Source organism: Streptomyces sp. NRRL B-3229 (assembly GCF_000719505.1).
Lineage (GTDB): Bacteria > Actinomycetota > Actinomycetes > Streptomycetales > Streptomycetaceae > Streptomyces > Streptomyces griseorubiginosus.
On sequence record NZ_JOGP01000010.1, the window covers coordinates 251740 to 273606 of the forward strand.

Genomic DNA, 21867 nt, shown 5'->3' on the forward strand with positions numbered 1-21867 from the left:
ACGCTACCTGCACCCACCTGAGGGGCGCGGGGAACTGCGCGACCAGCCACAACGGCGCCGCGCCCGCCCGACAACCCGCCAGGGCACCCCGGTTGGCGCCCGCTCCGAAAATCCCCTGTCACCGATGAGTTTCCGCGACGGTAAAGGTCTCCCCATGCGTAGCCAAGCACGCGGAAGGAACCCGCCCCATGAGCCAGCACACGTCAGCCCTGGCGATCGAGACCGCGGGCCTCGTGAAGACGTTCGGTGACACCAGGGCCGTCGACGGAGTCGACCTGGCGGTGCCGGCCGGCACGGTCTACGGCGTCCTCGGCCCGAACGGCGCCGGCAAGACCACGACCGTGAAGATGCTCGCCACCCTGCTGCGGCCGGACGGCGGCGAGGCCCATGTCTTCGGCCACGACGTCGTCCGCGAGGCCGACGAGGTCCGCGGCCGGGTCAGTCTCACCGGCCAGTACGCCTCCGTCGACGAGGACCTCACCGGCACCGAGAACCTGGTCCTGCTGGGCCGACTCCTCGGACACCACAAGAAGGCCGCCCGTGAGCGCGCCGGCCGGCTGCTGGAGGCGTTCGGGCTGTCGGAGGCCGCGACCAAGCAGGTCAAGCACTACTCGGGCGGCATGCGGCGCCGTATCGACATCGCCGCGTCCATCCTCAACACCCCTGACCTGCTCTTCCTCGACGAGCCCACCACCGGGCTCGACCCGCGCTCCCGCAACCAGGTCTGGGACATCGTGCGCGCGGTCGTCGCCCAGGGCACCACCGTCCTGCTGACCACGCAGTACCTGGACGAGGCCGACCAGCTGGCTTCCCGGATCGCCGTCATCGACCACGGCAGGGTGATCGCCGAGGGCACCAAGGGCGAGCTGAAGGCGTCCGTGGGCGCCGGGACCGTCCATCTGCGCCTGCGCGAGAGCGGGCGGCGCCCCGAGGCGGCGGAGATCCTGCGGCGGGCCCTGGACGCCCGGGTGCAACTGGAACCGGACCCGGTCGCGCTGTCGGCCCGGCTCGGTTCGGCGACCGGAGACACGGCCGCCGAGCAGGCCTCGCGGGCCCTGGCGGAACTGGCCCGCACCGGCATCACCGTCGACAACTTCTCGCTGGGCCAGCCCAGCCTGGACGAGGTGTTCCTCGCCCTCACCGGACACCCCACCGACGACACCGACGCCGAGGAGATGGCGGCATGAGCACCGTGACCCAGCCTCACGACAAGGCAGCGAAGGACCTCGCACCCGTCAGCGCCGAGTCGCTGGCCGCGCTGCTGGTCACCGGGGAGCGACCGCCGCGCCCGAGCGCCCTGTCGGCCTCGCTGACCTTCGGCTGGCGGGCGATCCTCAAGATCAAGCACGTGCCGGAGCAGCTCTTCGACGTCACCGCCTTCCCGATCATGATGGTGCTGATGTACACGTACCTGTTCGGGGGCGCTCTGGCCGGCTCCCCGGAGGAGTACATCCAGTTCCTGCTGCCCGGCATCCTCGTCATGTCGGTCGTGATGATCACGATGTACACCGGTGTCTCGGTCAACACCGACATCGAGAAGGGCGTCTTCGACCGGTTCCGCTCGCTGCCCATCTGGCGGCCGTCGACGATGGTCGGCTATCTCCTCGGCGACGCCCTGCGCTACACCATTGCGTCGGTCGTGATGCTCACCGTGGGAGTGATCCTCGGCTACCGCCCGGACGGCGGGGTCGGCGGTGTGCTCGCCGGGATCGCGCTCCTCGTCGTCTTCTCGTTCGCGTTCTCGTGGATCTGGACGATGTTCGGGCTGCTGCTGCGCACCGAGAAGTCGGTGATGGGCGTCAGCATGATGGTGATCTTCCCGCTGACCTTCCTGTCCAACGTCTTCGTCGACCCGAGGACCATGCCGGGCTGGCTCCAGGCCTTCGTCAACAACAGCCCCATCACCCATCTGTCCTCGGCGGTGCGCGAACTGATGGCGGGCGACTGGCCCGCCGACGAGATCGCCTGGTCGCTGGGGTGGGCGGGCCTGTTCGTCGCGGTCTTCGGGCCGGTCACCATGCGCCTGTACAACCGCAAGTGACCAGCCCGAAGACCTGCCGCCGGTGATCAGCTGGACGGCATCGGGGGCAGCGGGCGCGCATCGGGGGCCACCTGGGCCCCCGGCGACACCCGCACGATGGTGATCAGCCGGTCCGTCAGTTCCAGCGTCCCGACGGCCGGATCGTCGTAACCGAGCACCCGGTGCCCGCGCAGCACGCTCACCACCAGGTCGTCCGTCTGCCGTGCCGTCAGGCCCACCTCGGCCTTTATGACCGGCCGTTCCACGATGTCGAGCCCGCTGCCCTGATGGATCAGGTCCTCCATCACCATGCCGGCCGCGGGACTGAGCACCGACAGACCGAGGAGACGGCCGGCCGCGCTGGCGCTGGTGATGACCGCGTCGGCCCCGGACTGCTTGAGCAGCGGCGCGTTCTCCTCCTCGCGCACCGCGGCCACGATCTTCGCGGCCTTGTTGAGCTGTCGGGCCGTCAGCGTCACCAGGACCGCCGTGTCGTCCCGCTGGGTGGCGATGATGATCTTCCGGGCCCTGTGCACCTCGGCCCGTTTCAGCACCTCGCTGCGGGTCGCATCCCCTATCACCCCGGCGTAGCCTTCGGCGGTCGCGGCCTCGATGGCCTTTCCACTGGGGTCGACCACCACGACCTGCTCCTTCTTCAGGCCCGTCGCGCAGACGGTCTGGATCGCGGAACGCCCCTTGGTTCCGAAGCCGATCACTACGGTGTGGTCGCGCAAGGTGGACCTCCAGCGGTCGAGTCGCCATGCCTCCCGGGTGCGTTCGGTGAGAACCTCCAGCGTGGTGCCGACCAGGATGATCAGGAACAGCACCCGCAGGGGCGTGATGACGAAGATGTTGGTGAGCCGGGCGGCGTCGCTGACCGGGGTGATGTCGCCGTATCCGGTCGTGGAGAGCGTGACGGTCGCGTAGTACCAGGAGTCGAGGAAGTCGACGGACCGGTCGGAGTTGTCGTTGTAGCCGTCGCGGTCGAGGTAGACGATCAGGGCGGTCGCCGTGAGCACCAGCAGGGCCATCAGCACCCGCTTGGCGACCTGGCGGAACGGATGTTCCACCACCTTGCGCGGCAGCTTCACCTTGTGGGTCACGAGATGCTCGTCCGCCTGGCGCGCGATGGCGTCATGGCCCGGAAGTTTCACGTGAAACACACCCCGATTCCGGCGGACGCCCAGGGCAGATCGAGCAGTTCGGCCTCCTGCCCCGGCCGCGCGCCCCCGGGCGGTACGACGGCCAGGGCGTCGGCGGCCGCGATGCCCCGCAGCATGGCCGGACCGTTGTAGTGCAGCGGGACCGCGCTGTCCCCACGCAGGACGACCGGCACGAGCCTGGTGTCGTACGGGTGGCCGTGCGCCTCGTCCCGCAGGGGCAGCGTGTACGGCTCCGGGGCCGGCCGTGCGGCCAGGGTGCGCAGCAGCGGCTCGGCGAGCGTGAGCAGGCCGGAGACGGCCGCCAGGGGGTTGCCGGGCAGCCCGACGAGGTGCTGGTTCTCCTTGGTGCGGGCCAGCAGCATGGGGTGGCCCGGACGCACCTTCACCCCGTCGACCAGGAGCTCGGCGCCGATGCGATCCAGGGTGGGGTGGACGTGGTCGACGGGGCCGGCCGCGGTGCCGCCGGTCGTGACGATCACGTCGGCCGTGGAACCGCTGACCGCCTGGTGCAGGGCCTCCGCGGAGTCGCCGAGCCGCCGAACGGCGGTCACCTCGGCACCGAGGGCACGCAGCCAGGGCGGCAGCATCGGGCCGAGGGCGTCCCGGATCAGGCCGCCCCGCGGGGTGCCCTCGGTGAGCAGTTCGTCGCCGAGGACGAGGACGTCGACGCGGGGGCGGGGGACGGCGGTGAGGGTGTCGTAGCCGGCGGCAGCGGCCAGGCCCAGGACGGCCGGGGTGACGAGGGTGCCGGGCGGGAGGAGCTGGTCGCCGCTGCGGCACTCCTGGCCGCGCGGGCGGATGTCCTGGCCGTGCGCCACATCGCGGGTCGCGTGCAGTCGGCCCTTCTCGTCCAGCTGTCCGTGCTCGCTGCGCAGGACGCCGGTGGTCTCCGCCGGGATGCGGGCGCCGGTGGCGATCCGGGCCGCCTCGCCGTCGGCCAGGGGGGTCGGCTCGGCGTGTCCGGCCAGGACTCCCTCGTCCCGTACGGACCAGGGGCCGGGTCCGGAGACCGCCCAGCCGTCCATGGCGGAGGTGTCGAAGGAGGGGAGGTCGGTGAGGGCGTCAAGGGGGGCGGCCAGGGTGAGGCCGAGGGCGTCGTCGAGCCGTACGGACACGGGGGCGCGGCGGGCGCCACGGGTGACCGCGCGGGCGGCCCGGGCGGCGGTGGCGCGGGCCTCCGGCCACGGGGTGGCCTTGTGGTGGGCGTCGGGGCGGTGTGCGGTCGGCGGGCGGTCCCCGTGTCCCGGCGTGTGCCGCGGCCCGGGCCCGGCGGGTGTGCCGCCCGCCGCGGGCGGGTGGTCGCCCGGGGCGCGGTCGTTCCTCACGAGGGCCAGCGCCTCCTCGACGTCGAGCTCGTCGGCGTCCTCGGCGGGCCCGGTGTTCTCTCCGGTGCGCAGGGACCGGGCGGTCATCCGGCGTCCGGGCGGGTGCCGGGGGCGGCGCCTGGCGTGGCGTCGGTGTCCTTTTCGCTCTCCTCGGCCCAGCGCACGGCCAGGGCGGCGGCCTTGCGGGAGGCCTCGGCGACCGCCTCGGGGTCACCTCCCGCCTGTGCGGCCGCGTAGCCGACGAGGAAGGTGGTCAGCGGGGCCGCGGGCCTGGCCACGCCATGCGCGGCGTCCCGTGCGAGGTCGAGCAGCACCCCGGTGTCGACCTCGAGGTCGATGCCCAGCTCGTCCTTGACTGCGGAAATCCATTCATCCAACACGTGCTCATGCTCCCTGATGCGTGCCCTGGCGGTGGCGATGTCGTCCCAGGTGTCGCAGTCGAAGGACGCGACGGGGTCGGGGACGCGGGTGAGGTCGAGCGCGCCGGTCAGCCGGCGCAGGGGGAGGCCGGCAAGGGTGCCGTGCTCCTTGGTGAGCGCGGCGAGTTCATGGCGCAGCGAGGGTGCGCGGTACGCGGCCACCAGCGGCTGGTCGCGGCCGTCGGCGTCGGTGAGCAGTGCGCCGTCGGCGCCCCCCGTGCGCAGGACGGTCAGCAGCAGCCGGACGGCGCCCTCCTGGAGGAAGGGCAGGTCCGCGGAGAGCACGAGGACGTGCCGGGCGCTGGTGTGCCGCAGACCGGCGTCGAGGGCGGCGAGCGGGCCGCCGCCGGGCGGGTCCTCGCGGGCCCAGGTGATGTCCCGGAGCGTGGGGCGGGGATCGGCGACGACGACGGTGGTGCGGGCGTCGGCGCAGGCGGCGAGGACCCGGTCGAGCAAGGCCCGTCCGCCCACCCGCACACCGGGCTTGTCGGCGCCGCCGAGCCGCCGGGCGGCGCCCCCGGCGAGCACGACCACGTCGTAGGCGGCTGCGGTCCCGGGGGTGCCCGGTGTGCCTTGGGGGTCCTGGGCGTCCGGGGGCTCGTGCGCGGTCACCCCCCGAGTATGCGTGCCGCCGCGATCACAGGGAACGATCGGGCGGCGCCGTGATCCGCGTGTACGGCCGCCGGGCCGCACTCACTTGGGAGTGCGGGCCCCACTCACCGGGTGGGCGGGCCGAGCTCACGGGGTGGGCGGAAGGCCCCCGCTCACAGGGTGCGCAGCAGGACCGCGGGCTGTTCCACGCAGTCGGCCACGTACCGCAGGAAGCCGCCCGCCGTGCCGCCGTCGCAGACCCGGTGGTCGAAGGTGAGCGAGAGCTGGACGACCTGACGCACCGCCAGTTCGCCCTCGTGCACCCACGGCTTGGGGACGATCCGGCCGACGCCGAGCATGGCCGCCTCGGGGTGGTTGATGATCGGCGTGGAGCCGTCGACGCCGAACACGCCGTAGTTGTTCAACGTGAAGGTGCCGCCGGTGAGTTCGGCCGGGGTGAGACTGCCGGTGCGGGCGGCCTCGGTGAGCCGGGCGAACTCCGCGGACAGTGCCTCGGCGTCCCGGCCGTGCGCGTCCTTCACGACCGGCACGACCAGGCCCCGCTCGGTCTGGGCGGCGAACCCGAGGTGGACGGCGTCCAGCCGCACGATCTCCCGGGCGGCCGTGTCGACGGTGGAGTTGAGCTCGGGGAACCGGACGAGGGCGGCGGTGCAGATCCGGGCGAGCAGCGCGATCAGGGAGATCTTCGGCCCCCCGGCGGCGTTCATCGCGGTGCGGGCCCGCATGAGTTCCGTCGCGTCGGCATCCACCCAGCAGGTGGCGTCGGGGATCTCGGTCCGGCTGCGGGAGAGCTTGTCGGCGACCGCGCCCCGCACGCCCTTGAGGGGGACGCGGGTGCCGGCGGGGGCTGCCGCGGTGGCCGTCGCCGCGGTGGTGACCGGTGCCGGTGGTGCGGCGGTGGTGGCCGGTGCCGGTGTCGCGGCGGTCCGCAGGGCGTCCTCGACGTCGGCCCGCAGGATCAGTCCGTCGGGGCCGGAGCCGGTGAGTGCCCTCAGGTCGAGGCCGTTCTCGCGGGCGAGGCGGCGGACGAGCGGCGAGATCACGGCGACGGGACCCTCGACCGCTCTGCGGGCTTCCGGTGCCGGCTGGCTGGCCTCGGGGGCTTCCGGTGCCGGCCGACCGTTCACCGGTGTGAGGACCTGCTGCTCCCGCCGCACCCTGCGCCGGCGCGCGGGGGCGTCCGAGGTGCCGTAGCCGACGAGGACGTTCCCCGAGCCCTCGGCCCTGGGGGCCTCGGTCTGCGGGACCTCGGCCGGGCCGCCGGAGGCCGGCGCTCCCACGGCCACCGTGATCAGCGGCGCTCCGACGGGAAGCTCGCTGCCCTCCTCGCCGTAGCGGGCCGTGACGACGCCCGCGTAGGGGCAGGGGACGTCGACCATCGCCTTGGCGGTCTCCACCTCGACGACCGGCTGGTCGACCGCGACGACGTCGCCGACCTCGACCAGCCAGCGGACGATCTCCGCCTCGGTCAGGCCCTCGCCGAGGTCGGGCAGTTTGAACTCCAGCACCTGCGCCATCAGTTCTCCGCCTCCCATTGCAGCCGTCCCACCGCGTCCAGGATCCGGTCGACGCCGGGCAGGTGGTGACGCTCCAGCATCGGCGGCGGGTAGGGGATGTCGAACCCGGCCACGCGCAGCACCGGCGCCTCCAGATGGTGGAAGCAGCGCTCGGTGACCCTGGCCGCGATCTCCCCGCCCGGTCCGCCGAACCCGCCCGACTCGTGCACGACGACGGCACGCCCGGTCCGCCGTACGGAGGCCGCGACGGTGTCGTCGTCGAACGGCACCAGGGAGCGCAGGTCGACCACTTCGAGGTCCCAGCCCTCCTCGCGCGCGGCCTCGGCGGCTTCGAGGCACACGGGCACGGACGGGCCGTAGGTGATGAGGGTGGCGCTGCGGCCCGGGCGCCGCACCACCGCGCGGCCGATGGGTTCGACGGGCTGCGGGTCTTCCGGGTTCCAGGTGTCCTTGGACCAGTACAGGCGCTTGGGCTCCAGGACGACGACGGGGTCGTCGGAGGCGATCGCCGCGCGCAGCAGTCCGTAGGCGTCGGCGACGGTCGCGGGGGTGACGATCTGGAGGCCGGGGGTCGCCATGTAGTACGCCTCGGAGGAGTCGCTGTGGTGCTCGACGCCGCCGATGCCGCCGCCGTAGGGGACCCGGATGGTGATCGGGAGCGGCATCGCGCCGCGGGTGCGGTTGCGCATCTTCGCCACATGGCTGATCAGCTGCTCGAACGCCGGGTAGGCGAAGGCGTCGAACTGCATCTCCACGACCGGGCGCAGGCCGTACATCGCCATGCCGACCGCGGTGCCGAGGATGCCGGCCTCGGCGAGCGGGGTGTCCGTGCAGCGGTCCTCGCCGAACTCCTTGGCGAGTCCGTCGGTGACCCGGAAGACCCCGCCGAGGGTGCCGACGTCCTCACCCATGACGTGCACGGTCGGGTCGGCCGCCATCGCGTCGCGCAGCGCGCGCGTGAGGGCCTGCGCCATCGTGGCCGGTTTGAGGGCGACGGTGGTCATCGGTGCGCACCCCCGTGGGAGTCGTGCTCGGCGTCCAGCTCGGCGCGCAACTGGGCCTGCTGTTCACGCAGTTGCGGGGTGGGCTCGGCGTAGACGTGGGCGAAGAGGTCCATGGGGTCGAGGACCGGGTCCTGGTTCATGCCGTCGCGCAGCGCGGCGGCGAAGACCTCGGCGTCCTGGCGCACGGCTTCCAGGCCGGCCTCGTCGATCAGCCCGCGCTCGGTCAGTTCGTGCTCCAGGAGGGCGATCGGGTCGTGTCCGCGCCAGGTCTCGACCTCGGCGTCGCCGCGGTAGCGGGTCGCGTCGTCGGCGTTGGTGTGGGCGTCCACGCGGTAGGTGATCGCCTCGACCAGGGTGGGTCCGCCGCCCGCGCGCGCGTGGCGTACGGCGGCGGTGAGGACCTCGTGGACGGCGACCGCGTCGTTGCCGTCGACCAGCCGGCCCGGCATGCCGTAGCCGACGGCCTTGTGGGCCAGCGACGGGGCCGCGGTCTGCTTGGCGAGCGGGACGGAGATCGCGAAGCCGTTGTTCTGGACCAGGAAGACCACCGGGGCCTGCCAGACGGCGGCGAAGTTCAGCGCCTCGTGGAAGTCGCCCTCGCTGGTGCCGCCGTCGCCGACCATGGCGAGCGCGACCACGTCGTCGCCCTTGAGGCGGGCCGCGTGGGCGAGGCCGACGGCGTGCGGGAGCTGGGTGGCGAGCGGGGTGCACAGGGGGGCCACACGGTGTTCGCGCGGGTCGTAGCCGGTGTGCCAGTCGCCGCGCAGGAGCGTGAGCGCCTGGACGGGGTCGAGGCCCCGGGCGACGGCGGCGAGGGTGTCGCGGTAGCTGGGGAAGAGCCAGTCGCGGTCCTCCAGCGCGAGCGCGGCGGCCACCTCGCAGGCCTCCTGGCCGGTGCTGGAGGGGTAGACGGCGAGACGGCCCTGCTTGGTGAGGGCGGTCGCCTGCGTGTTGTAGCGGCGGCCGCGGACCAGCTGGGCGTGCAGGCGGCGCAGCAGGGCCGGGTCGGCCTCGGCGGCCGCGTCGGTGCCGAGGACGCGGTGGGGCTCCGGGTCGGGCAGCAGGGGCGCGGGGTCCGTGCGGGGCTGCCAGGCGGGCGGCGGCGATGGCCGGTACGCGCCCCGCTGCTCCATGACCGTCATGACGGCACCTCCTCGTGGGAGACGGCTTCGGGCGCTGCACGGGTGTGAGGCGCCTCACCTACCGATTGTTCGGTCGTCGGCACATTTTGGCTACAGGGCCCCTCAGGCTGTGGACAAACGGTTCTCCACAGCCTGAGATGGACGCAGTACGTCCATGCTAGGGAGGCGGGGGGACATGACACCTGAACAAATGGCCGAAAGCCCGGAGGACGGGGTCCCCCTTTCACCCCCTCGTCCGCTCGACGCCATCGATCAGGACATCCTCCAGATGCTCCAGGCGGACGGCCGCGCGTCGATAAGGTCGGTCGCCGAACGGGTGCACGTCTCCCGCGCCAACGCCTACGCCCGTATCAACCGTCTCGTCGAGGACGGCGTCATCCGCGGTTTCGGAGCCCGCGTCAACCACGAGCGGGCCGGCCAGGGCACCTCGGCGTACATCACCCTGAAGATCGTCCAGAACTCCTGGCGCACGGTCCGCGAGCAGCTCAGACAGCTGCCCGGGGCTTCCCACATCGCCCTGGTCGGCGGCGACTTCGATGTGCTGCTGCTCGTCCACACCCCGGACAACAGATCCCTGCGCGAGCTGGTCCTCACCCGGCTCCAGGCCATCCCGGAGGTGCTGAGCACCCGCACCCTGCTGGTCTTCGAGGAGGAGGACCTGGAGCCGCAGGGCTGACGCTCAGGCGCCGAAGCCCCATCCGGCGACGGGGAACCGCGCGAGCAGCCCGGACAGCGAGCTCGCCTGGGGAAGGGCGGACGACCAGTCCGGGGCCGAGATGTCGAGCAGGACAAGCCCCGGCGGCTCCTGCCGGAAGTCGTAGGTGAGCAGCTCCCGGCCCCCGTCCCCGCCGATGACGACCCCGCCGGGGAACCGGTCCTGGATCTCGCCGGCCTCGTTCACGGGGACCAGGTCCTCGACGGGGCCGATCACGAGGAAGTCGCCCGCGGGAGGGACGAAACGGCTCATGCTCCCCTCCGCCGCCAGGAAGTCCCGGTAGTCCTGCGGGAACCGGACGCCGAAGCGGCGCTCGGCTCTCGCGAGGAGGTCGTCGGCACTCATGCGGTCAGCCGGCCCTCCGCAGTCCCCCGAAGATCAACTGGGCCACCGCGTCCGCCACCTCGCGTTCGTTCATGCCGCGCCCGTCGGGGCGGTACCACTCCACGATGGAGTTGATCATCCCGAAGACCAGGCGGGTCGCGAGCCGCACCTCGACGTCGTCGCGCACGTCGCCGTCCGCGGCCGCCGCCTTCAGCAGCTCGGCGACCCGGTGGTCGAAGTCCCGGCGGCGCTCCAGCGCCCAGCGCTCGGTGCCGGTGTTGCCGCGCACGCGCAGCAGCAGGGTGACGTAGGGCAGCTCGGCGATCAGCACCTCGACCATGCGCCGCACGACGTACTCGAGGCGGTCCGAGGCACGGCCCACGCGCGCGTGCTCCTCGTCGAGGATGCCGAACAGGCCGTCCAGGGCCCGGCTGACAGCCCGCCGCAGCAGTTCCTCCTTGCCGGTCACGTGGTGGTAGATCGACGACTTGGAGATGCCCGCGGCCTTGGAGAGGTGCTCCATGGAGGTGCCGTCGTAGCCGCGCTCGATGAAGACCTGGACGGCGACGGACAGCAGCGTCTCGGGGGTGTACGTGTCCCGCTTGGCGGTCGTCATGAGGTGCTGCCCTCCCGCTTGTCGGAGGCGTAGGCGTGCCGGTACAGCGCGAGCGAGGGCGCGTACCGCCCCGAGGGGTCGCGCAGGTGCAGGTCGTCGAGGAGGCTGTAGGCCCAGTTGCGGCCGAGCCTGCGGCTCCACTCGAAGGGGCCGAGCGGGTAGTTCACCCCGAGCCGCATCGCGGTGTCGATGTCCTCCTCGGTGGCCACGCCCTTGGCGACGGCGTCGTGCGCGAGGTCCACGATCCGGGCGACCGTGCGGGCGACGATCATGCCGGGTACGTCCCCGATGACGCTGACGTCCTTGCCGAGCGCCTGGAAGAGCCCCACGGCCTCGGAGAGGGTCTGCTGGGCGGTGTCCTGGGAGGCGGACAGGGCGATGCGGGTGGCCTTGCGGTAGTCCAGCGCGAGGTCGAAGTAGACGACGTCCCGGAACTCCACCGAGGTCTGCCCGTCGGCGAGCGCGAGCTGTCCGCCGCTCGGCAGGACCAGCCGGGTGCCGTGGTCCTCCTCGTCCTCACGGACCGGGATGCCCGCCTCGCGGATCAGCGCGAGCAGCTCGGACGCGGGGCCCAGGTCGCCCTCGACGACGACGTAGGCGGGCGCGGGGGCCCGCTCCGCGGTGTGCGGCTCGTCGCGCTCGGCGCCCTCCGCGTAGTCGTACCAGCCCCGGCCGCTCTTGCGGCCGAGCCGGCCCGACTCGACCAGGCGCTGCTGGGCCAGGGAGGGCGTGAAGCGCACGTCCTGGAAGAAGGCGCGCCACACCGAGTGCGTGACCGACTCGTTGACGTCCTGCCCGATCAGGTCGGTCAGCTCGAAGGCGCCCATCTTGAAGCCGCCGCACTCGCGCAGCACCGCGTCGATGGTGGCGGGCTCCGCGCCCTGGGCCTCGTGGACCGCGAACGCCTCGGCGTAGAAGGGCCGCGCGATGCGGTTGACGATGAAGCCGGGGGTGTCGGCGCAGGCGACCGGTGTCTTGCCCCAGGCGCGGGCCGTCTCGTACGCGCGCGTGGCCGAGGAGACGTCGGTGGCGAACCCGGAGACGACCTCGACCAGCGGCAGCAGCGGCGCCGGGTTGAAGAAGTGCAGGCCCACGAACCGGCCCGGGTGGCGCAGGGCGCCGCCGATGGCCGTCACCGACAGGGACGAGGTGTTGGTGGCGAGCAGACAGTCCTCGTCGACGACGTCCTCGAGCGCGCGGAACAGCTCCTGCTTGACGTCCAGGCGCTCCAGGACGGCCTCGACGACCAGGGTGCAGTCCGCGAGGTCGGCGAGATGCTCGGCGGCCACCAGGCGGGTGCGGGCGGCGTCGCGGTCGGCGGCACTGAGCCGGCCCTTCTCGACGAGCCGGTCCAGGCGGGCGACGATCGCGTCGGCCGCCGCGCGGGCCCGGCCGGGGACGGCGTCGTGGAGCCGCACGGGGTGCCCGGCGACCAGCGCGACCTGGGCGATGCCCTGGCCCATGGTGCCGGTGCCGACGACGGCCACGGGGCTGCTGAGGTCGAGTCCTGTCATGTGCGCGATCCTCCCGCACGGGGTTTTCCACAGATGCGGCGGACCCCCTTGTCCCGACCGATCGTTCGGTTACTCTAGCTCTGTCCGGCCCTTCCTGCCCATGTTCTGCCCAGGTCATGGACTCGACGAAGAGTTCGAAAGACGAGGAGTTGGTCCCGCATGGCCGCCGAACTGACCGCCCACGAGCTGATCGCCGCGCACCGGCCCACCCTCGACCAGGCACTGGAGGCGATCCGCACCCGCGCGTACTGGTCCCCGCACCCGGAGCACCCCAAGGCCTACGGGGAGAACGGCAGCCTCGACATGGCCGCGGGCAAGGCCGCCTTCGACGCCCTCCTCGGCAGCCGCCTCGACCTCGGCCAGCCCGGCACCGACGACTGGGTGGGCGGCGAGGTGTCGCCGTACGGCATCGAGCTGGGCGTCGAGTACCCGCACGCGGACCTGGACGTGCTGCTGCCCGCGATGAAGGCGGGCCAGAAGGCCTGGCGCGACGCGGGCGCGGAGATCCGCGCGGTGGTGTGTCTCGAGATCCTCAAGCGGATCAGCGACCGGACCCACGAGTTCGCGCACGCGGTCATGCACACCAGCGGCCAGGCGTTCATGATGGCGTTCCAGGCGGGCGGCCCGCACGCGCAGGACCGCGGCCTGGAAGCGGTGGCGTACGCGTACGTGGAGCAGGTCCGCACCCCCGACACCGCGGAGTGGACCAAGCCGCAGGGCAAGCGCGACCCGCTCGCGCTCACCAAGGCCTTCACGCCGGTCCCGCGCGGCATCGGCCTGGTCATCGGCTGCAACACCTTCCCGACCTGGAACGGCTACCCGGGCCTGTTCGCCTCCCTCGCCACCGGCAACGCCGTCCTGGTCAAGCCGCACCCGCGCGCGGTGCTGCCGCTCGCGCTCACCGTCCAGGTGGCGCGCTCCGTGCTCGCCGAGGCGGGCTTCGACCCGAACCTGGTCGCGCTCGCCGCCGAACGCCCCGGCGAGGGCATCGCGAAGACCCTCGCCACCCGACCGGAGATCCGGATCATCGACTACACCGGCTCGACGGAGTTCGGCGACTGGCTGGAGGCCAACGCCCGCCAGGCGCAGGTCTACACCGAGAAGGCCGGCGTCAACTCGGTGTTCGTCGAGTCGGCCGGCGACTACAAGGGCATGCTCGCCAACCTGGCCTTCTCGCTGTCCCTCTACAGCGGCCAGATGTGCACCACCCCGCAGAACCTCCTGATCCCCCGCGACGGCATCCGCACCGACGAGGGCCCCAAGACCTACGACGAGGTGGTCGCCGACATCGCCCGCGCGGTCGACGGCCTCCTCGGCGACGACGCACGCGCCAACGCCCTGCTGGGGGCGATCGTCAACCCCGACGTGAAGGCACGCGTGGAGGCCGCGGCGGGGCTCGGCGAGGTCGCCCTCGCCTCCCGCGAGGTCACCAACCCGGAGTTCCCGGGCGCGGTCGTGCGCACCCCCGTCCTCGTCAAGCTGGACGGCGCCAAGCCGGACGACGAGGCCGCCTACATGAGCGAGTGCTTCGGCCCGGTGTCCTTCGCCGTGGCGGTCGACTCGGCCGCGGACGGGGTCGAGCTGCTGCGCCGGACGATCCGCGAGAAGGGCGCGATGACGGTGGGCGCCTACACCACCGACGAGGAGGTCGAGCAGGCCGTCCAGGAGGTCTGCCTGGAGGAGGCGGCACAGCTGTCGCTGAACCTCGTCGGCGGGGTGTACGTCAACCAGACGGCGGCGTTCTCCGACTTCCACGGCTCCGGCGGAAACCCGGCGGCGAACTCCGCGCTGTGCGACGGCGCGTTCGTCGCGAACCGGTTCCGGGTCGTCGAGGTGCGCCGGGAGGCCTAGGAAGGGCCGGGCTCAGGAAGGGCCGGGCTCAGGAAGGGCCGGGCCTCCCGAGGCTCCAGTGGTAGAGCGTCATCGCCACACTCGTGGCCAGGTTGTAGCTGGAGACCTGCGGGCGCATCGGAAGGGCCACCAGATGATCGGCACGCGCGCGTACGTCGGGTGACAGCCCGCTGCGCTCCGAGCCGAAGGCGAGGACGGCGTCGTCCGGGAGCTTCAGGCCCCGGATGTCGTCGCCCTCGGGATCCAGCGCGAACAGCGGCCCCGGCGGCAGTTCGGCTGCCGTCAGACGCTCCACGGCGGTCGCGAAGTGCAGTCCCGCCCCGCCGCGCACGACCGTCGGATGCCAGGGGTCGAGCGGGCCCGTGGTGACCACACCGGTCGCCCCGAAACCGGCGGCCAGGCGGATCACGGCTCCCGCGTTGCCGAGGTTGCGGGGCTGGTCCAGGACCACCACGGGGGCGGTGCGCGGGGTGCGCGCCAGCTGTTCGAGGTGCGCGGCCCGGGACGGCCGTACGGCCAGGGCCGCCACCGCGGTGGGGTGCGGGCGCGGCACGAGCGTCCGGTACGACGCCTCCGGGACCTCCGTCAGCAGCGCGTCCAGGGACGGCCGTACGTCCGGAGCGAGCTCGTCGGCCAGGGCGAGCGCGGCACCGCGGTCGGCGGTGACGGCCACCGGGACCTCGGCCCCGAAGCGCAGCGCGTGCTTGAGGGCGTGGAAGCCGTCGAGCAGGACGCAGGTGTCGGCGAGCCGGCGCCACAGGCTCAGCGGATCGGTACCGGTCATGCGGGGAAGCCTACGTGCGTGGCATCGGGGTTCTCGGGGTTCTCCCGCCCCGGACCACCGTCGCCGTCGCCGTCGGCCGGCTGCGGACGGACACTGTCGCCACCGGCCTGCTGCGGCGGGACGCCGCCTTCGCATGCCTCCTGCGGGGGGACGCTGTCGGCGGGCCCCGGTTCGCCCGGTGTGCGCTGCTTCGGTGGTCGCGGCAGCGGGGCGTCCGCGCCGCCCGCGAGCCGCTTCCGGACCCGGGCGCGCAGTCGGCCACGCACGCGTGCGGCTCCCCCGCCGAGGCGGCGCAGGAACGGCGTCGGCAGGAAGACCGAGTCGGCGGCGATCATCGCCAGCGAGAAGAACGGCAGGCCGAGGACGACCGCGATCACCGCGTGCTCGGTGATCATCGCCGCCAGCAGGACGTTCTTGACCCGGCGGTTGAACAGGGTGAAGGGAAAGGCGACCTGGACGGCGACCGTGCCGTACGTCACCAGCATCACCATGAGGCCGTTGGCCGACAGCAGGTCGGCGAGGGCGGGCCAGGGCGAGAAGGACTCCAGGTGCAGCGGGTAGTAGACGGCGGTGCCGTCCTGCCAGCGGGAGCCCTGGATCTTGTACCAGCCCGCGGTCGCGTAGATCAGACAGGCCTCGGCCATGATCACGAGCAGCGCGCCGTTGTGGACGATGTTGCCGATGACGTCGAGCATGATCCGCGACTGACCGGACCGCCCGAAGCGTCCGACGGCCCACCACAGGGCCTGCGCAAGCCACAGGACCCACAGCAGCACCGGCATCACCGGATCGCCGTCGAGTCTGCCCAGGAGGGTCACCGACACCAGCACGAGCCCGAGGACGCCCCACAGGGCCGGCCCGGCCCGGTCGGCGACGTGCTCCCCACGCGCGCGTGCCTCGCGGGTGCGCCGGGCCCGCCGCTCGTCGAGCGACCAGACCTGGCCGCAGCGGGTGAGGACCAGGTAGATCGACATCAGGTGCAGGACGTTGTCCCCGCCGTCGCCCATGAAGACACTGCGGTTCTGGAGCGAGAGCACCCCGACCATGAACAGCACGGACATCGCACGGGTGTGCCAGCCGAGCAGCAGCAGGAGGCTCGACAGGACAGCGAGCACATAGACGGTCTCGAACCAGAGCTGTCCGTCCGACCACATCAGGGCACTGAACGCGCCGTTGGCCGAGACCAGCTGTTCGGCGAGGTTCCAGCTCCAGGGGCCGTCGGGGCCGTACAGCTCCTGGCGGTGCGGGAGCTCACGCAGCAGGAAGAGCAGCCAGGTCGCGCTGAAGCCGATGCGGATCATCGCGCTCTGGTAGGGACCGAGGGCGGCCTCGGTGACCCGGGCGATCGCGTTCGACACCCCGAGGACGAATCGGTTCACCGGAGGCTCCCCTCGGTGTCGTCGGCCGTCACGGGCCACCAGGACAGCTCCCGGAAGACCGGCTGCACCGAGACCTTCTCGTCGCTCCACTTCGGCGGCGGGACGTTGGAGGTCCGGGAGCGCACCTGGACGCTCACGAGCACGTCACCGCGCGCGAGGGCGTCCTCGCGCCCCATGCGGAGCACCGCGATGCGCCGCAGATACGCCTCGGACAGGGAGCCGCGCAGCCCGATCGGACGGTTGTTCGCGTCGTGGGTGGCGACGAAGAGGTCCCAGGAACGGCGCAGCTCGTTCTGCTGGGTGTGGCTGGGCAGCAGATTGCCGTCGATGGCCCGGCCGTCCTGGGCGGACAGGTCGTACCAGCCCGTCGTACGGCTGCCCCCGTCCGCCCCGCGGATCCGGGCCCTCACCTGCACCGCGACGTTCTGCTGCAACGGGTTGGGGGCGAACAGCTTCCAGTTCTGCTCGAACTCCGGGTAGATCCAGTCGTCGACCGCCCCGCCGTGCTGTCTGGTCACCGTGTTCACCGGCGCGACGTGCAGGAACACCATCCCGATGTGCACACAGACGGCGATGGCGACGAGGGCGAGCGCCAGGGCGACCCCGATCTGGTGGCGGAGTGAGAGGGCGGCCACGCCGGCGCGGGGGTCGGGGTCGGGGGACGCCGGAAGGGGGGTGGGTATCGCGGTGCGCGCGGGGGCGGGGGCGGGCGTGGACCCGGGGGGTTCGGCCGGTTCGCTCGCAGCGCTCGCTTCAGGGCTGGGGGCCGGATCGGTCGGGGTGCCCGGGTCGTCGTGCCGGGGGGTCGAGCCTCTGTCGTGCGCGTCCATTCCGCCCCGTTCCCGATTCCGGTTCGTTCCGCGGCCACCCGGGCCCGTGGGGCGCCGCGGTGGCTCGCACCGGCACGGTACTCAGGCCCGACCGCCCCGCACAGCCCTTGTCGAAAGCCCCCGGCGTGGCCGTCCTCACTTCCGGTCCGGTTTTCCACAGGGGACGGCCGAGGGTTTTCCACAGCGGTGGACACCTTACGGCGCCTCGCCCACCATGGATCACATGAACCGAACGATCGGTCGGCATCCGCTCCGCCCGCGGGCCCGCCGACCGTTCCCTTCTTCTAGAACCTGTTCTATCTTGACGGACCGTCAGATCAGCTGACCCGATCTGCCGACCCGTCGGAAGGACAGGGACCGTGGACTTCACCTTCAGCGAGGAGCAGCAGGCGGCGGCCGAGGCGGCACGGGGGGTGTTCGCCGACGTCGCACCGGACGCGGTGCCGTCCCCGGCCCTCACCACGGGCGCCGTGGCCGACGAGTTCGACCGCGCGCTGTGGGCGAGGCTCGCCGACGCGGACCTGCTGAGCCTGCTGGTGGCGGAGGAGCACGGCGGGGCGGGCCTGGACGCGGTCGCGCTCTGCCTGGTGCTGCGCGAGTCGGCGAAGGTGCTGGCACGGGTGCCGCTGCTGGAGAACAGCGCGGCCCTGGCCGCCGTACAGGCTTACGGCGGCCAGGAGTTGAGGGCGGACCTGCTGGAGCGGGCCGGGCGCGGAGAGGTCGTGCTGACCGTCGCCGCGAGCGGCCGCACGGGACACGACCCCGCCGAACTCGCCGTCACCGCTCGGCAGGGGGAGGACAGAGGCGAGGGTGCCGACTGGGTCCTGGACGGGGTGCAGACGGCGGTGCCGTGGGTGTACGACGCGGACTTCGTCGTCGTCCCCGCGCACACCGCCGCGGACCGGACCGTCCTCGCGCTGGTGCCCCGGGACCATGACGGGGTCGCGCTCGGCGAGCAGTTCTCCACCAGCGGGGAGCGGCTGGGCGAGCTGCGGCTGGACTCGGTGCGGATCGGCGCGCGGGACGTGATCGACGCGGAGGGGGCGTGGGAGTGGCTGCGGGACCTGCTGACCACGGGGACCTGTGCGCTGGCGCTCGGTCTGGGCGAGCGGGTGCTGCGGATGAGCAGCGAATACACCAGCGGGCGCGAGCAGTTCGGGTTCCCGGTCGCCACCTTCCAGGCCGTCGCCGTGCAGGCCGCCGACCGGTACATCGACCTGCGCGCGATGGAGGTCACGCTGTGGCAGGCCGCGTGGCGGCTCTCCTCCGGGGCGCGCGGTGTGCTGCCGGTCTCGGGTGACGTCGCCGTGGCGAAGATCTGGGCCTCGGAGGGGGTACGGCGGGTGGTGCAGACGGCACAGCACCTGCACGGCGGCTTCGGCGCGGACGTCGACTACCCGCTGCACCGGTACCACGCCTGGGCCAAGCATCTGGAACTGTCCCTGGGCCCGGCGGCGGCTCACGAGGAGGCGCTGGGGGACCTGCTGGCGGCGCATTCCCTGGGATAGGTGAAACCGAGGGGGCCTTGATCGGCGACTGAGAGGATGACGGACCGCTCCGACCGAAGGAGGCCGAGCATGATGCTGCTCGCCCTGTCCGGCATCCTCGTGCTCACCGTCGGGGGATGCGTCTGCGTCTGGTGGGCGGCCCGGGGCGGCCCCCGCTGGACGCGCGTGGTGTCGGCCGCCACCCTCGCGGCAGGCGAACTGACCCGCCGCCCCGAAGCCCGGCCGGCCGTCGTCCGTCACCACGGGGCGGCCGGTCTCGGCCCACAGCTGCATGCCGCCGTCGACGTTCACGGCGTCGATGCCCTGCTGGGCCAGGTACATGGTGACCTGGGCCGAACGCCCGCCGGAACGGCAGATCACGTGCACCCGGCCGTCCTGCGGGGCGGCCTCGGTCAGCTCGCCGTAGCGGGCCACGAACTCGCTGATGGGGATGTGCAGGGCCCCTTCGGCATGTCCCGCCTGCCATTCGTCGTCCTCGCGGACGTCCAGCAGGAAATCGTCGTCCTTGAGGTCCGTGACCTGGACCGTGGGCACACCACCACCGAAATTCATGGTGCCGACGCTACCCGACGCGCTCGGAGCCCTGCCGGTCACTCCTGCGCGAGCAGCTCCGCGAGCTCCGCCTCGCGCGCGGACACGTCGGCCAGGAGCTGCTCGGCGATCTCCTCGAGAAGCTGGTCGGGGTCGTCCGGTGCCATCCGGAGCATCGAGCCGATCGCGCTCTCCTCCAGCTCCCGCGCGACCACGGACAGCATTTCCTTGCGCTGGGAGAGCCATTCGAGGCGGGCATAGAGCTCCTCGCTGGGCGTGGGCCCCTGCTCCGGGAGCTTCGGCCCGGCAGCCCACTCCTCGGACAGTTCCCGCAGGAGAGCCTCGTCGCCGCGGGAGTAGGCCCCGTTGACCCGGGTGATGAACTCCTCGCGCCGGGCCCGCTCGGTGTCGTCCTGGGCGAGGTCCGGGTGGGCCTTGCGGGCCAGCTCGCGGTAGAGCTTGCGGACCTCGTCGCTGGGGCGCACCCGCTGCGGAGGCCGCACCGGCTGGTCGGTGAGCATGGCGGCGGCCTCCGGGAAGAGGCCCTCCCCGTCCATCCAGCCGTGGAACAGCTCTTCCACCCCGGGCATCGGCAGCACCCGGGCGCGGGCCTCCTCCGCCTTGCGCAGATCCTCGGGATCGCCGGTACGGGCGGCCCGGGCCTCGGCGATCCGCGCTTCCAGATCGTCGAGGCGGGCGTAGACCGGGCCGAGCCGCTGGTGGTGCAGGCGGGAGAAGTTCTCGACCTCGATGCGGAAGGTCTCCACCGCGATCTCGTACTCGATGAGCGCCTGCTCGGCGGCCCGGACGGCTCGCTCCAGCCGCGCGGTGCCTGTGCCTGCGGCGGTTGTGCCGTCGGGTTCCGGGGACGTCATCCGGACAGCGTAACGGTGTGGGCGCGAGGCGGGCGCCAACCGGGGGGCCGGGGCAGGTTGGCGGGCGGGTGCGGGACGGTGGGGGCTGGTCGCGCCCGCCCGGCGGAGCCGGAGATCGATGCAGCCCCGCGCCCCTCAGTGGGTGCAGCCCGGCCGTCTCGATAAGCCGCCGTCTCCTCACACCCCCGTCTCCGCCGCCACCCTTCCGGACCGGATCCCCGTCACCAGGTCGCCGTGGTCCGCTTCCGTGCGGTCCGCGTAGGTGACGGCGAACGTGGCGATCGCCTCGTCGAGTTCGTCGTTCTTGCCGCAGTAGCCGGAGACCAGGCGGGGGTCGACGCTGTGGGAGTGGGCGCGGGCCAGGAGGGCGCCGGTCATGCGGCCGTAGTCGTCCACCTGGTCGGCGGAAAGGGCGGCCGGGTCGACGCTGCCCTTGCGGTTGCGGAACTGGCGGACCTGGAAGGGGCGGCCCTCGACGGTCGTCCAGCCCAGCAGGTTGTCGCTGACGACCTGCATCCGCTTCTGGCCCAGTACCACCCGGCGGCCCTCGTGATCGGCCTCCGGGACCTCGAAGCCCGCGGTGACCAGGTGGGGCACGAGGGCCGAGGGCCTGGCCTCCTTGACCTGGAGGACCAGCGGTTCGCCGCGGTGGTCGAGGAGCAGGACTACGTAGGAGCGGGTGCCCACGCTGCCCGTACCGACGACTCGGAACGCCACGTCGTGCACCGCGTGCCGGGCCAGCAGCGGCAGGCGGTCCTCGGAGAGGGTGCTCAGGTAGTGCTCGAGGGACGTGGCCACCGCCGCGGCCTCCGCGTCGGGCACCCGGCGCAGCACCGGCGGCGCGTCCACGAACCGCCGGCCGCCGTCCTCGGTCGGCTCGGTCGACTTGGCCGCGAAGCGCCCGCTGGTGTTGGCCCGCGCCTTCTCCGAGACGCGCTCCAGGGTGCCGACGAGGTCGTGGGCGTCGGTGTGGGAGACGAGTTCCTCGTCCGCGATGGCGTTCCACGCGTCCAGCACCGGCAGCTTGGCCAGCAGCCGCATGGTGCGCCGGTACGCGCCGACCGCGCCGTGGGCCGCCGCGCGGCAGGTGTCCTCGTCGGCGCCGGTCTCCCGGCCCGCGAGGACCAGGGACGCGGCGAGCCGCTTGAGGTCCCACTCCCAGGGACCGTGCACCGTCTCGTCGAAGTCGTTCAGGTCGATGACCAGTCCGCCGCGGGCGTCGCCGTACAGACCGAAGTTGGCCGCGTGGGCGTCGCCGCAGATCTGGGCGCCGATCCTGGTCATCGGGGTGCGGGCGAGGTCGTAGGCCATGAGGCCCGCCGAGCCGCGCAGGAAGGCGAACGGTGTCGCCGCCATCCGTCCGACTCGCAGCGGGGTGAGCTCGGGGATGCGGCCACGGCTGGACTCCTCGACCGCGTCGACCGCGCCCGGACGTGAGATGTCGAGGTCGAGCGCGGCATGAGCGCTGCGCGGGACGCTCTCGCGCAGCGCCTTGCCCTGCTTCTTGGGCGAGTCCTTGTGCGGTTCCGCGGGCCACCGGGCGAACCCGCGCACGACAGGCCGCCGCGCCGCACTCCCGACCGACACACTCCCTGCGGCAGCACTCCCTGCGGACTCCGCCGCTGCCCCGTCCCGCGCCCCCGCACCGGTCTCGGTCATCCCGACCGCCTCCCCCGCACCTTGCTCCGCGCCGGTCCGCCGTCCGGTCCGCGCGTCAGGATCATCAACTCGTGCAGAC

The 21867-nt window shown here is 72.8% G+C and carries 19 protein-coding genes and 1 pseudogene; 5 read left to right on the forward strand and 15 right to left on the reverse strand.

The window, feature by feature from the left end; translation table 11 throughout:
* The first annotated feature begins 188 nt into the window (after window positions 1-188).
* Window positions 189-1187, forward strand: a complete 999-nt coding sequence (locus IF54_RS0118900) for an ATP-binding cassette domain-containing protein (protein WP_030320121.1) — start codon at window positions 189-191, stop codon at window positions 1185-1187.
* The gene (locus tag IF54_RS0118905) at window positions 1184-2041 is read left to right on the forward strand and encodes an ABC transporter permease (RefSeq protein WP_030320122.1); all 858 of its coding nucleotides are present in this window, start codon (window positions 1184-1186) and stop codon (window positions 2039-2041) included. The genes IF54_RS0118900 and IF54_RS0118905 overlap by 4 nt, the downstream gene beginning before the upstream one ends.
* Window positions 2042-2067: 26 nt before the next feature.
* Here the strand turns inward: IF54_RS0118905 and IF54_RS0118910 are convergent, their stop codons facing one another.
* The 6 genes from IF54_RS0118910 to pdhA all read right to left on the reverse strand — a co-directional run bounded on the left by IF54_RS0118910 (window position 2068) and on the right by pdhA (window position 9202).
* On the reverse strand, window positions 2068-3174 hold the full coding sequence (locus IF54_RS0118910) for a potassium channel family protein (protein ID WP_030320124.1): 1107 nt from the start codon (window positions 3172-3174) through the stop codon (window positions 2068-2070).
* On the reverse strand, window positions 3171-4595 hold the full coding sequence (locus IF54_RS0118915) for a molybdopterin molybdotransferase MoeA (protein WP_030320126.1): 1425 nt from the start codon (window positions 4593-4595) through the stop codon (window positions 3171-3173). Before IF54_RS0118915 ends, IF54_RS0118910 begins: the two co-directional genes overlap by 4 nt.
* The gene (locus IF54_RS0118920) at window positions 4592-5539 is read right to left on the reverse strand and encodes an NTP transferase domain-containing protein (RefSeq protein WP_030320127.1); all 948 of its coding nucleotides are present in this window, start codon (window positions 5537-5539) and stop codon (window positions 4592-4594) included. Before IF54_RS0118920 ends, IF54_RS0118915 begins: the two co-directional genes overlap by 4 nt.
* 152 nt (window positions 5540-5691) lie before the next feature.
* A complete protein-coding gene (locus IF54_RS0118925) occupies window positions 5692-7056 on the reverse strand; it encodes a dihydrolipoamide acetyltransferase family protein (protein WP_030320128.1) in 1365 nt (454 codons plus the stop codon).
* Entirely contained in the window at window positions 7056-8060 is a 1005-nt protein-coding gene (locus IF54_RS0118930; protein ID WP_030320129.1) for an alpha-ketoacid dehydrogenase subunit beta, read from the reverse strand. The genes IF54_RS0118925 and IF54_RS0118930 overlap by 1 nt, the downstream gene beginning before the upstream one ends.
* Complete coding sequence (pdhA, locus tag IF54_RS0118935; protein ID WP_030320131.1) at window positions 8057-9202, reverse strand: pyruvate dehydrogenase (acetyl-transferring) E1 component subunit alpha; 1146 nt, start codon at window positions 9200-9202, stop codon at window positions 8057-8059. The genes IF54_RS0118930 and pdhA overlap by 4 nt, the downstream gene beginning before the upstream one ends.
* Window positions 9203-9392: 190 nt before the next feature.
* Between pdhA and IF54_RS0118940 the strand changes: the two genes are divergently transcribed.
* The gene (locus IF54_RS0118940) at window positions 9393-9878 is read left to right on the forward strand and encodes an Lrp/AsnC family transcriptional regulator (protein ID WP_020134256.1); all 486 of its coding nucleotides are present in this window, start codon (window positions 9393-9395) and stop codon (window positions 9876-9878) included.
* 3 nt (window positions 9879-9881) lie between these two features.
* Here the strand turns inward: IF54_RS0118940 and IF54_RS0118945 are convergent, their stop codons facing one another.
* Genes IF54_RS0118945 through IF54_RS0118955 form a run of 3 tightly spaced genes read right to left on the reverse strand, consistent with a single transcriptional unit; the run spans window position 9882 to window position 12371 of the window.
* Window positions 9882-10262, reverse strand: a complete 381-nt coding sequence (locus IF54_RS0118945) for an SMI1/KNR4 family protein (RefSeq protein WP_030320133.1) — start codon at window positions 10260-10262, stop codon at window positions 9882-9884.
* Between the two features lie 4 nt (window positions 10263-10266).
* Entirely contained in the window at window positions 10267-10857 is a 591-nt protein-coding gene (locus IF54_RS0118950) for a TetR/AcrR family transcriptional regulator (RefSeq protein ID WP_030320139.1), read from the reverse strand.
* Window positions 10854-12371 carry a 3-hydroxyacyl-CoA dehydrogenase gene (locus IF54_RS0118955; protein ID WP_030320141.1) on the reverse strand — a complete coding sequence of 506 codons (1518 nt, stop codon included), beginning with the start codon at window positions 12369-12371 and terminating at the stop codon, window positions 10854-10856. The genes IF54_RS0118950 and IF54_RS0118955 overlap by 4 nt, the downstream gene beginning before the upstream one ends.
* 159 nt (window positions 12372-12530) lie before the next feature.
* Here IF54_RS0118955 and paaN point away from each other — a divergent pair, with 159 nt between their 5' ends.
* Window positions 12531-14222 carry a phenylacetic acid degradation protein PaaN gene (gene paaN, locus IF54_RS0118960; RefSeq protein ID WP_030320142.1) on the forward strand — a complete coding sequence of 564 codons (1692 nt, stop codon included), beginning with the start codon at window positions 12531-12533 and terminating at the stop codon, window positions 14220-14222.
* Window positions 14223-14250: 28 nt separating this feature from the next.
* Here paaN and IF54_RS0118965 read toward each other — a convergent pair whose 3' ends face one another.
* From IF54_RS0118965 to IF54_RS0118975, 3 genes are read right to left on the reverse strand one after another with little or no spacing between them, the layout of a single operon-like run.
* On the reverse strand, window positions 14251-15006 hold the full coding sequence (locus IF54_RS0118965) for a TrmH family RNA methyltransferase (RefSeq protein ID WP_030320143.1): 756 nt from the start codon (window positions 15004-15006) through the stop codon (window positions 14251-14253).
* Window positions 15003-16385 carry an HTTM domain-containing protein gene (locus tag IF54_RS0118970; RefSeq protein WP_030320144.1) on the reverse strand — a complete coding sequence of 461 codons (1383 nt, stop codon included), beginning with the start codon at window positions 16383-16385 and terminating at the stop codon, window positions 15003-15005. Before IF54_RS0118970 ends, IF54_RS0118965 begins: the two co-directional genes overlap by 4 nt.
* The gene (locus IF54_RS0118975) at window positions 16382-17215 is read right to left on the reverse strand and encodes a DUF5819 family protein (RefSeq protein ID WP_030320146.1); all 834 of its coding nucleotides are present in this window, start codon (window positions 17213-17215) and stop codon (window positions 16382-16384) included. Before IF54_RS0118975 ends, IF54_RS0118970 begins: the two co-directional genes overlap by 4 nt.
* Before the next feature lie 359 nt (window positions 17216-17574).
* Here IF54_RS0118975 and IF54_RS0118980 point away from each other — a divergent pair, with 359 nt between their 5' ends.
* Window positions 17575-18723, forward strand: a complete 1149-nt coding sequence (locus IF54_RS0118980) for an acyl-CoA dehydrogenase family protein (protein WP_030320148.1) — start codon at window positions 17575-17577, stop codon at window positions 18721-18723.
* Window positions 18724-18936: 213 nt separating this feature from the next.
* Here the strand turns inward: IF54_RS0118980 and IF54_RS41265 are convergent.
* The 3 genes and pseudogenes from IF54_RS41265 to IF54_RS0118990 all read right to left on the reverse strand — a co-directional run.
* Window positions 18937-19257, reverse strand: a pseudogene (locus IF54_RS41265) (rhodanese-like domain-containing protein); the annotation flags it as partial.
* 56 nt (window positions 19258-19313) lie between these two features.
* A complete protein-coding gene (locus tag IF54_RS0118985) occupies window positions 19314-20129 on the reverse strand; it encodes a J domain-containing protein (protein ID WP_030320151.1) in 816 nt (271 codons plus the stop codon).
* Between the two features lie 177 nt (window positions 20130-20306).
* Window positions 20307-21788: a DUF2252 domain-containing protein gene (locus IF54_RS0118990; RefSeq protein WP_078852031.1), complete on the reverse strand. Its 1482-nt coding sequence runs from the start codon at window positions 21786-21788 to the stop codon at window positions 20307-20309.
* Between the last annotated feature and the right edge of the window lie 79 nt (window positions 21789-21867).

What these genes read in the sequence shown, in the direction of transcription:
- IF54_RS0118925 (WP_030320128.1), bottom strand. Translation starts at nt 7,056, where the DNA reads ATGGCGCAGGTGCTGGAGTTCAAACTGCCCGACCTCGGCGAGGGCCTG.
- IF54_RS0118915 (WP_030320126.1), bottom strand. Translation starts at nt 4,595, where the DNA reads ATGACCGCCCGGTCCCTGCGCACCGGAGAGAACACCGGGCCCGCCGAG.
- IF54_RS0118900 (WP_030320121.1), top strand. Translation starts at nt 189, where the DNA reads ATGAGCCAGCACACGTCAGCCCTGGCGATCGAGACCGCGGGCCTCGTG.
- IF54_RS0118955 (WP_030320141.1), bottom strand. Translation starts at nt 12,371, where the DNA reads ATGACAGGACTCGACCTCAGCAGCCCCGTGGCCGTCGTCGGCACCGGC.
- IF54_RS0118990 (WP_078852031.1), bottom strand. Translation starts at nt 21,788, where the DNA reads ATGACCGAGACCGGTGCGGGGGCGCGGGACGGGGCAGCGGCGGAGTCC.
- pdhA (WP_030320131.1), bottom strand. Translation starts at nt 9,202, where the DNA reads ATGACGGTCATGGAGCAGCGGGGCGCGTACCGGCCATCGCCGCCGCCC.
- IF54_RS0118930 (WP_030320129.1), bottom strand. Translation starts at nt 8,060, where the DNA reads ATGACCACCGTCGCCCTCAAACCGGCCACGATGGCGCAGGCCCTCACG.
- IF54_RS0118940 (WP_020134256.1), top strand. Translation starts at nt 9,393, where the DNA reads ATGGCCGAAAGCCCGGAGGACGGGGTCCCCCTTTCACCCCCTCGTCCG.
- IF54_RS0118975 (WP_030320146.1), bottom strand. Translation starts at nt 17,215, where the DNA reads ATGGACGCGCACGACAGAGGCTCGACCCCCCGGCACGACGACCCGGGC.
- IF54_RS0118905 (WP_030320122.1), top strand. Translation starts at nt 1,184, where the DNA reads ATGAGCACCGTGACCCAGCCTCACGACAAGGCAGCGAAGGACCTCGCA.
- IF54_RS0118965 (WP_030320143.1), bottom strand. Translation starts at nt 15,006, where the DNA reads ATGACCGGTACCGATCCGCTGAGCCTGTGGCGCCGGCTCGCCGACACC.
- IF54_RS0118985 (WP_030320151.1), bottom strand. Translation starts at nt 20,129, where the DNA reads ATGACGTCCCCGGAACCCGACGGCACAACCGCCGCAGGCACAGGCACC.
- IF54_RS0118950 (WP_030320139.1), bottom strand. Translation starts at nt 10,857, where the DNA reads ATGACGACCGCCAAGCGGGACACGTACACCCCCGAGACGCTGCTGTCC.
- paaN (WP_030320142.1), top strand. Translation starts at nt 12,531, where the DNA reads ATGGCCGCCGAACTGACCGCCCACGAGCTGATCGCCGCGCACCGGCCC.
- IF54_RS0118945 (WP_030320133.1), bottom strand. Translation starts at nt 10,262, where the DNA reads ATGAGTGCCGACGACCTCCTCGCGAGAGCCGAGCGCCGCTTCGGCGTC.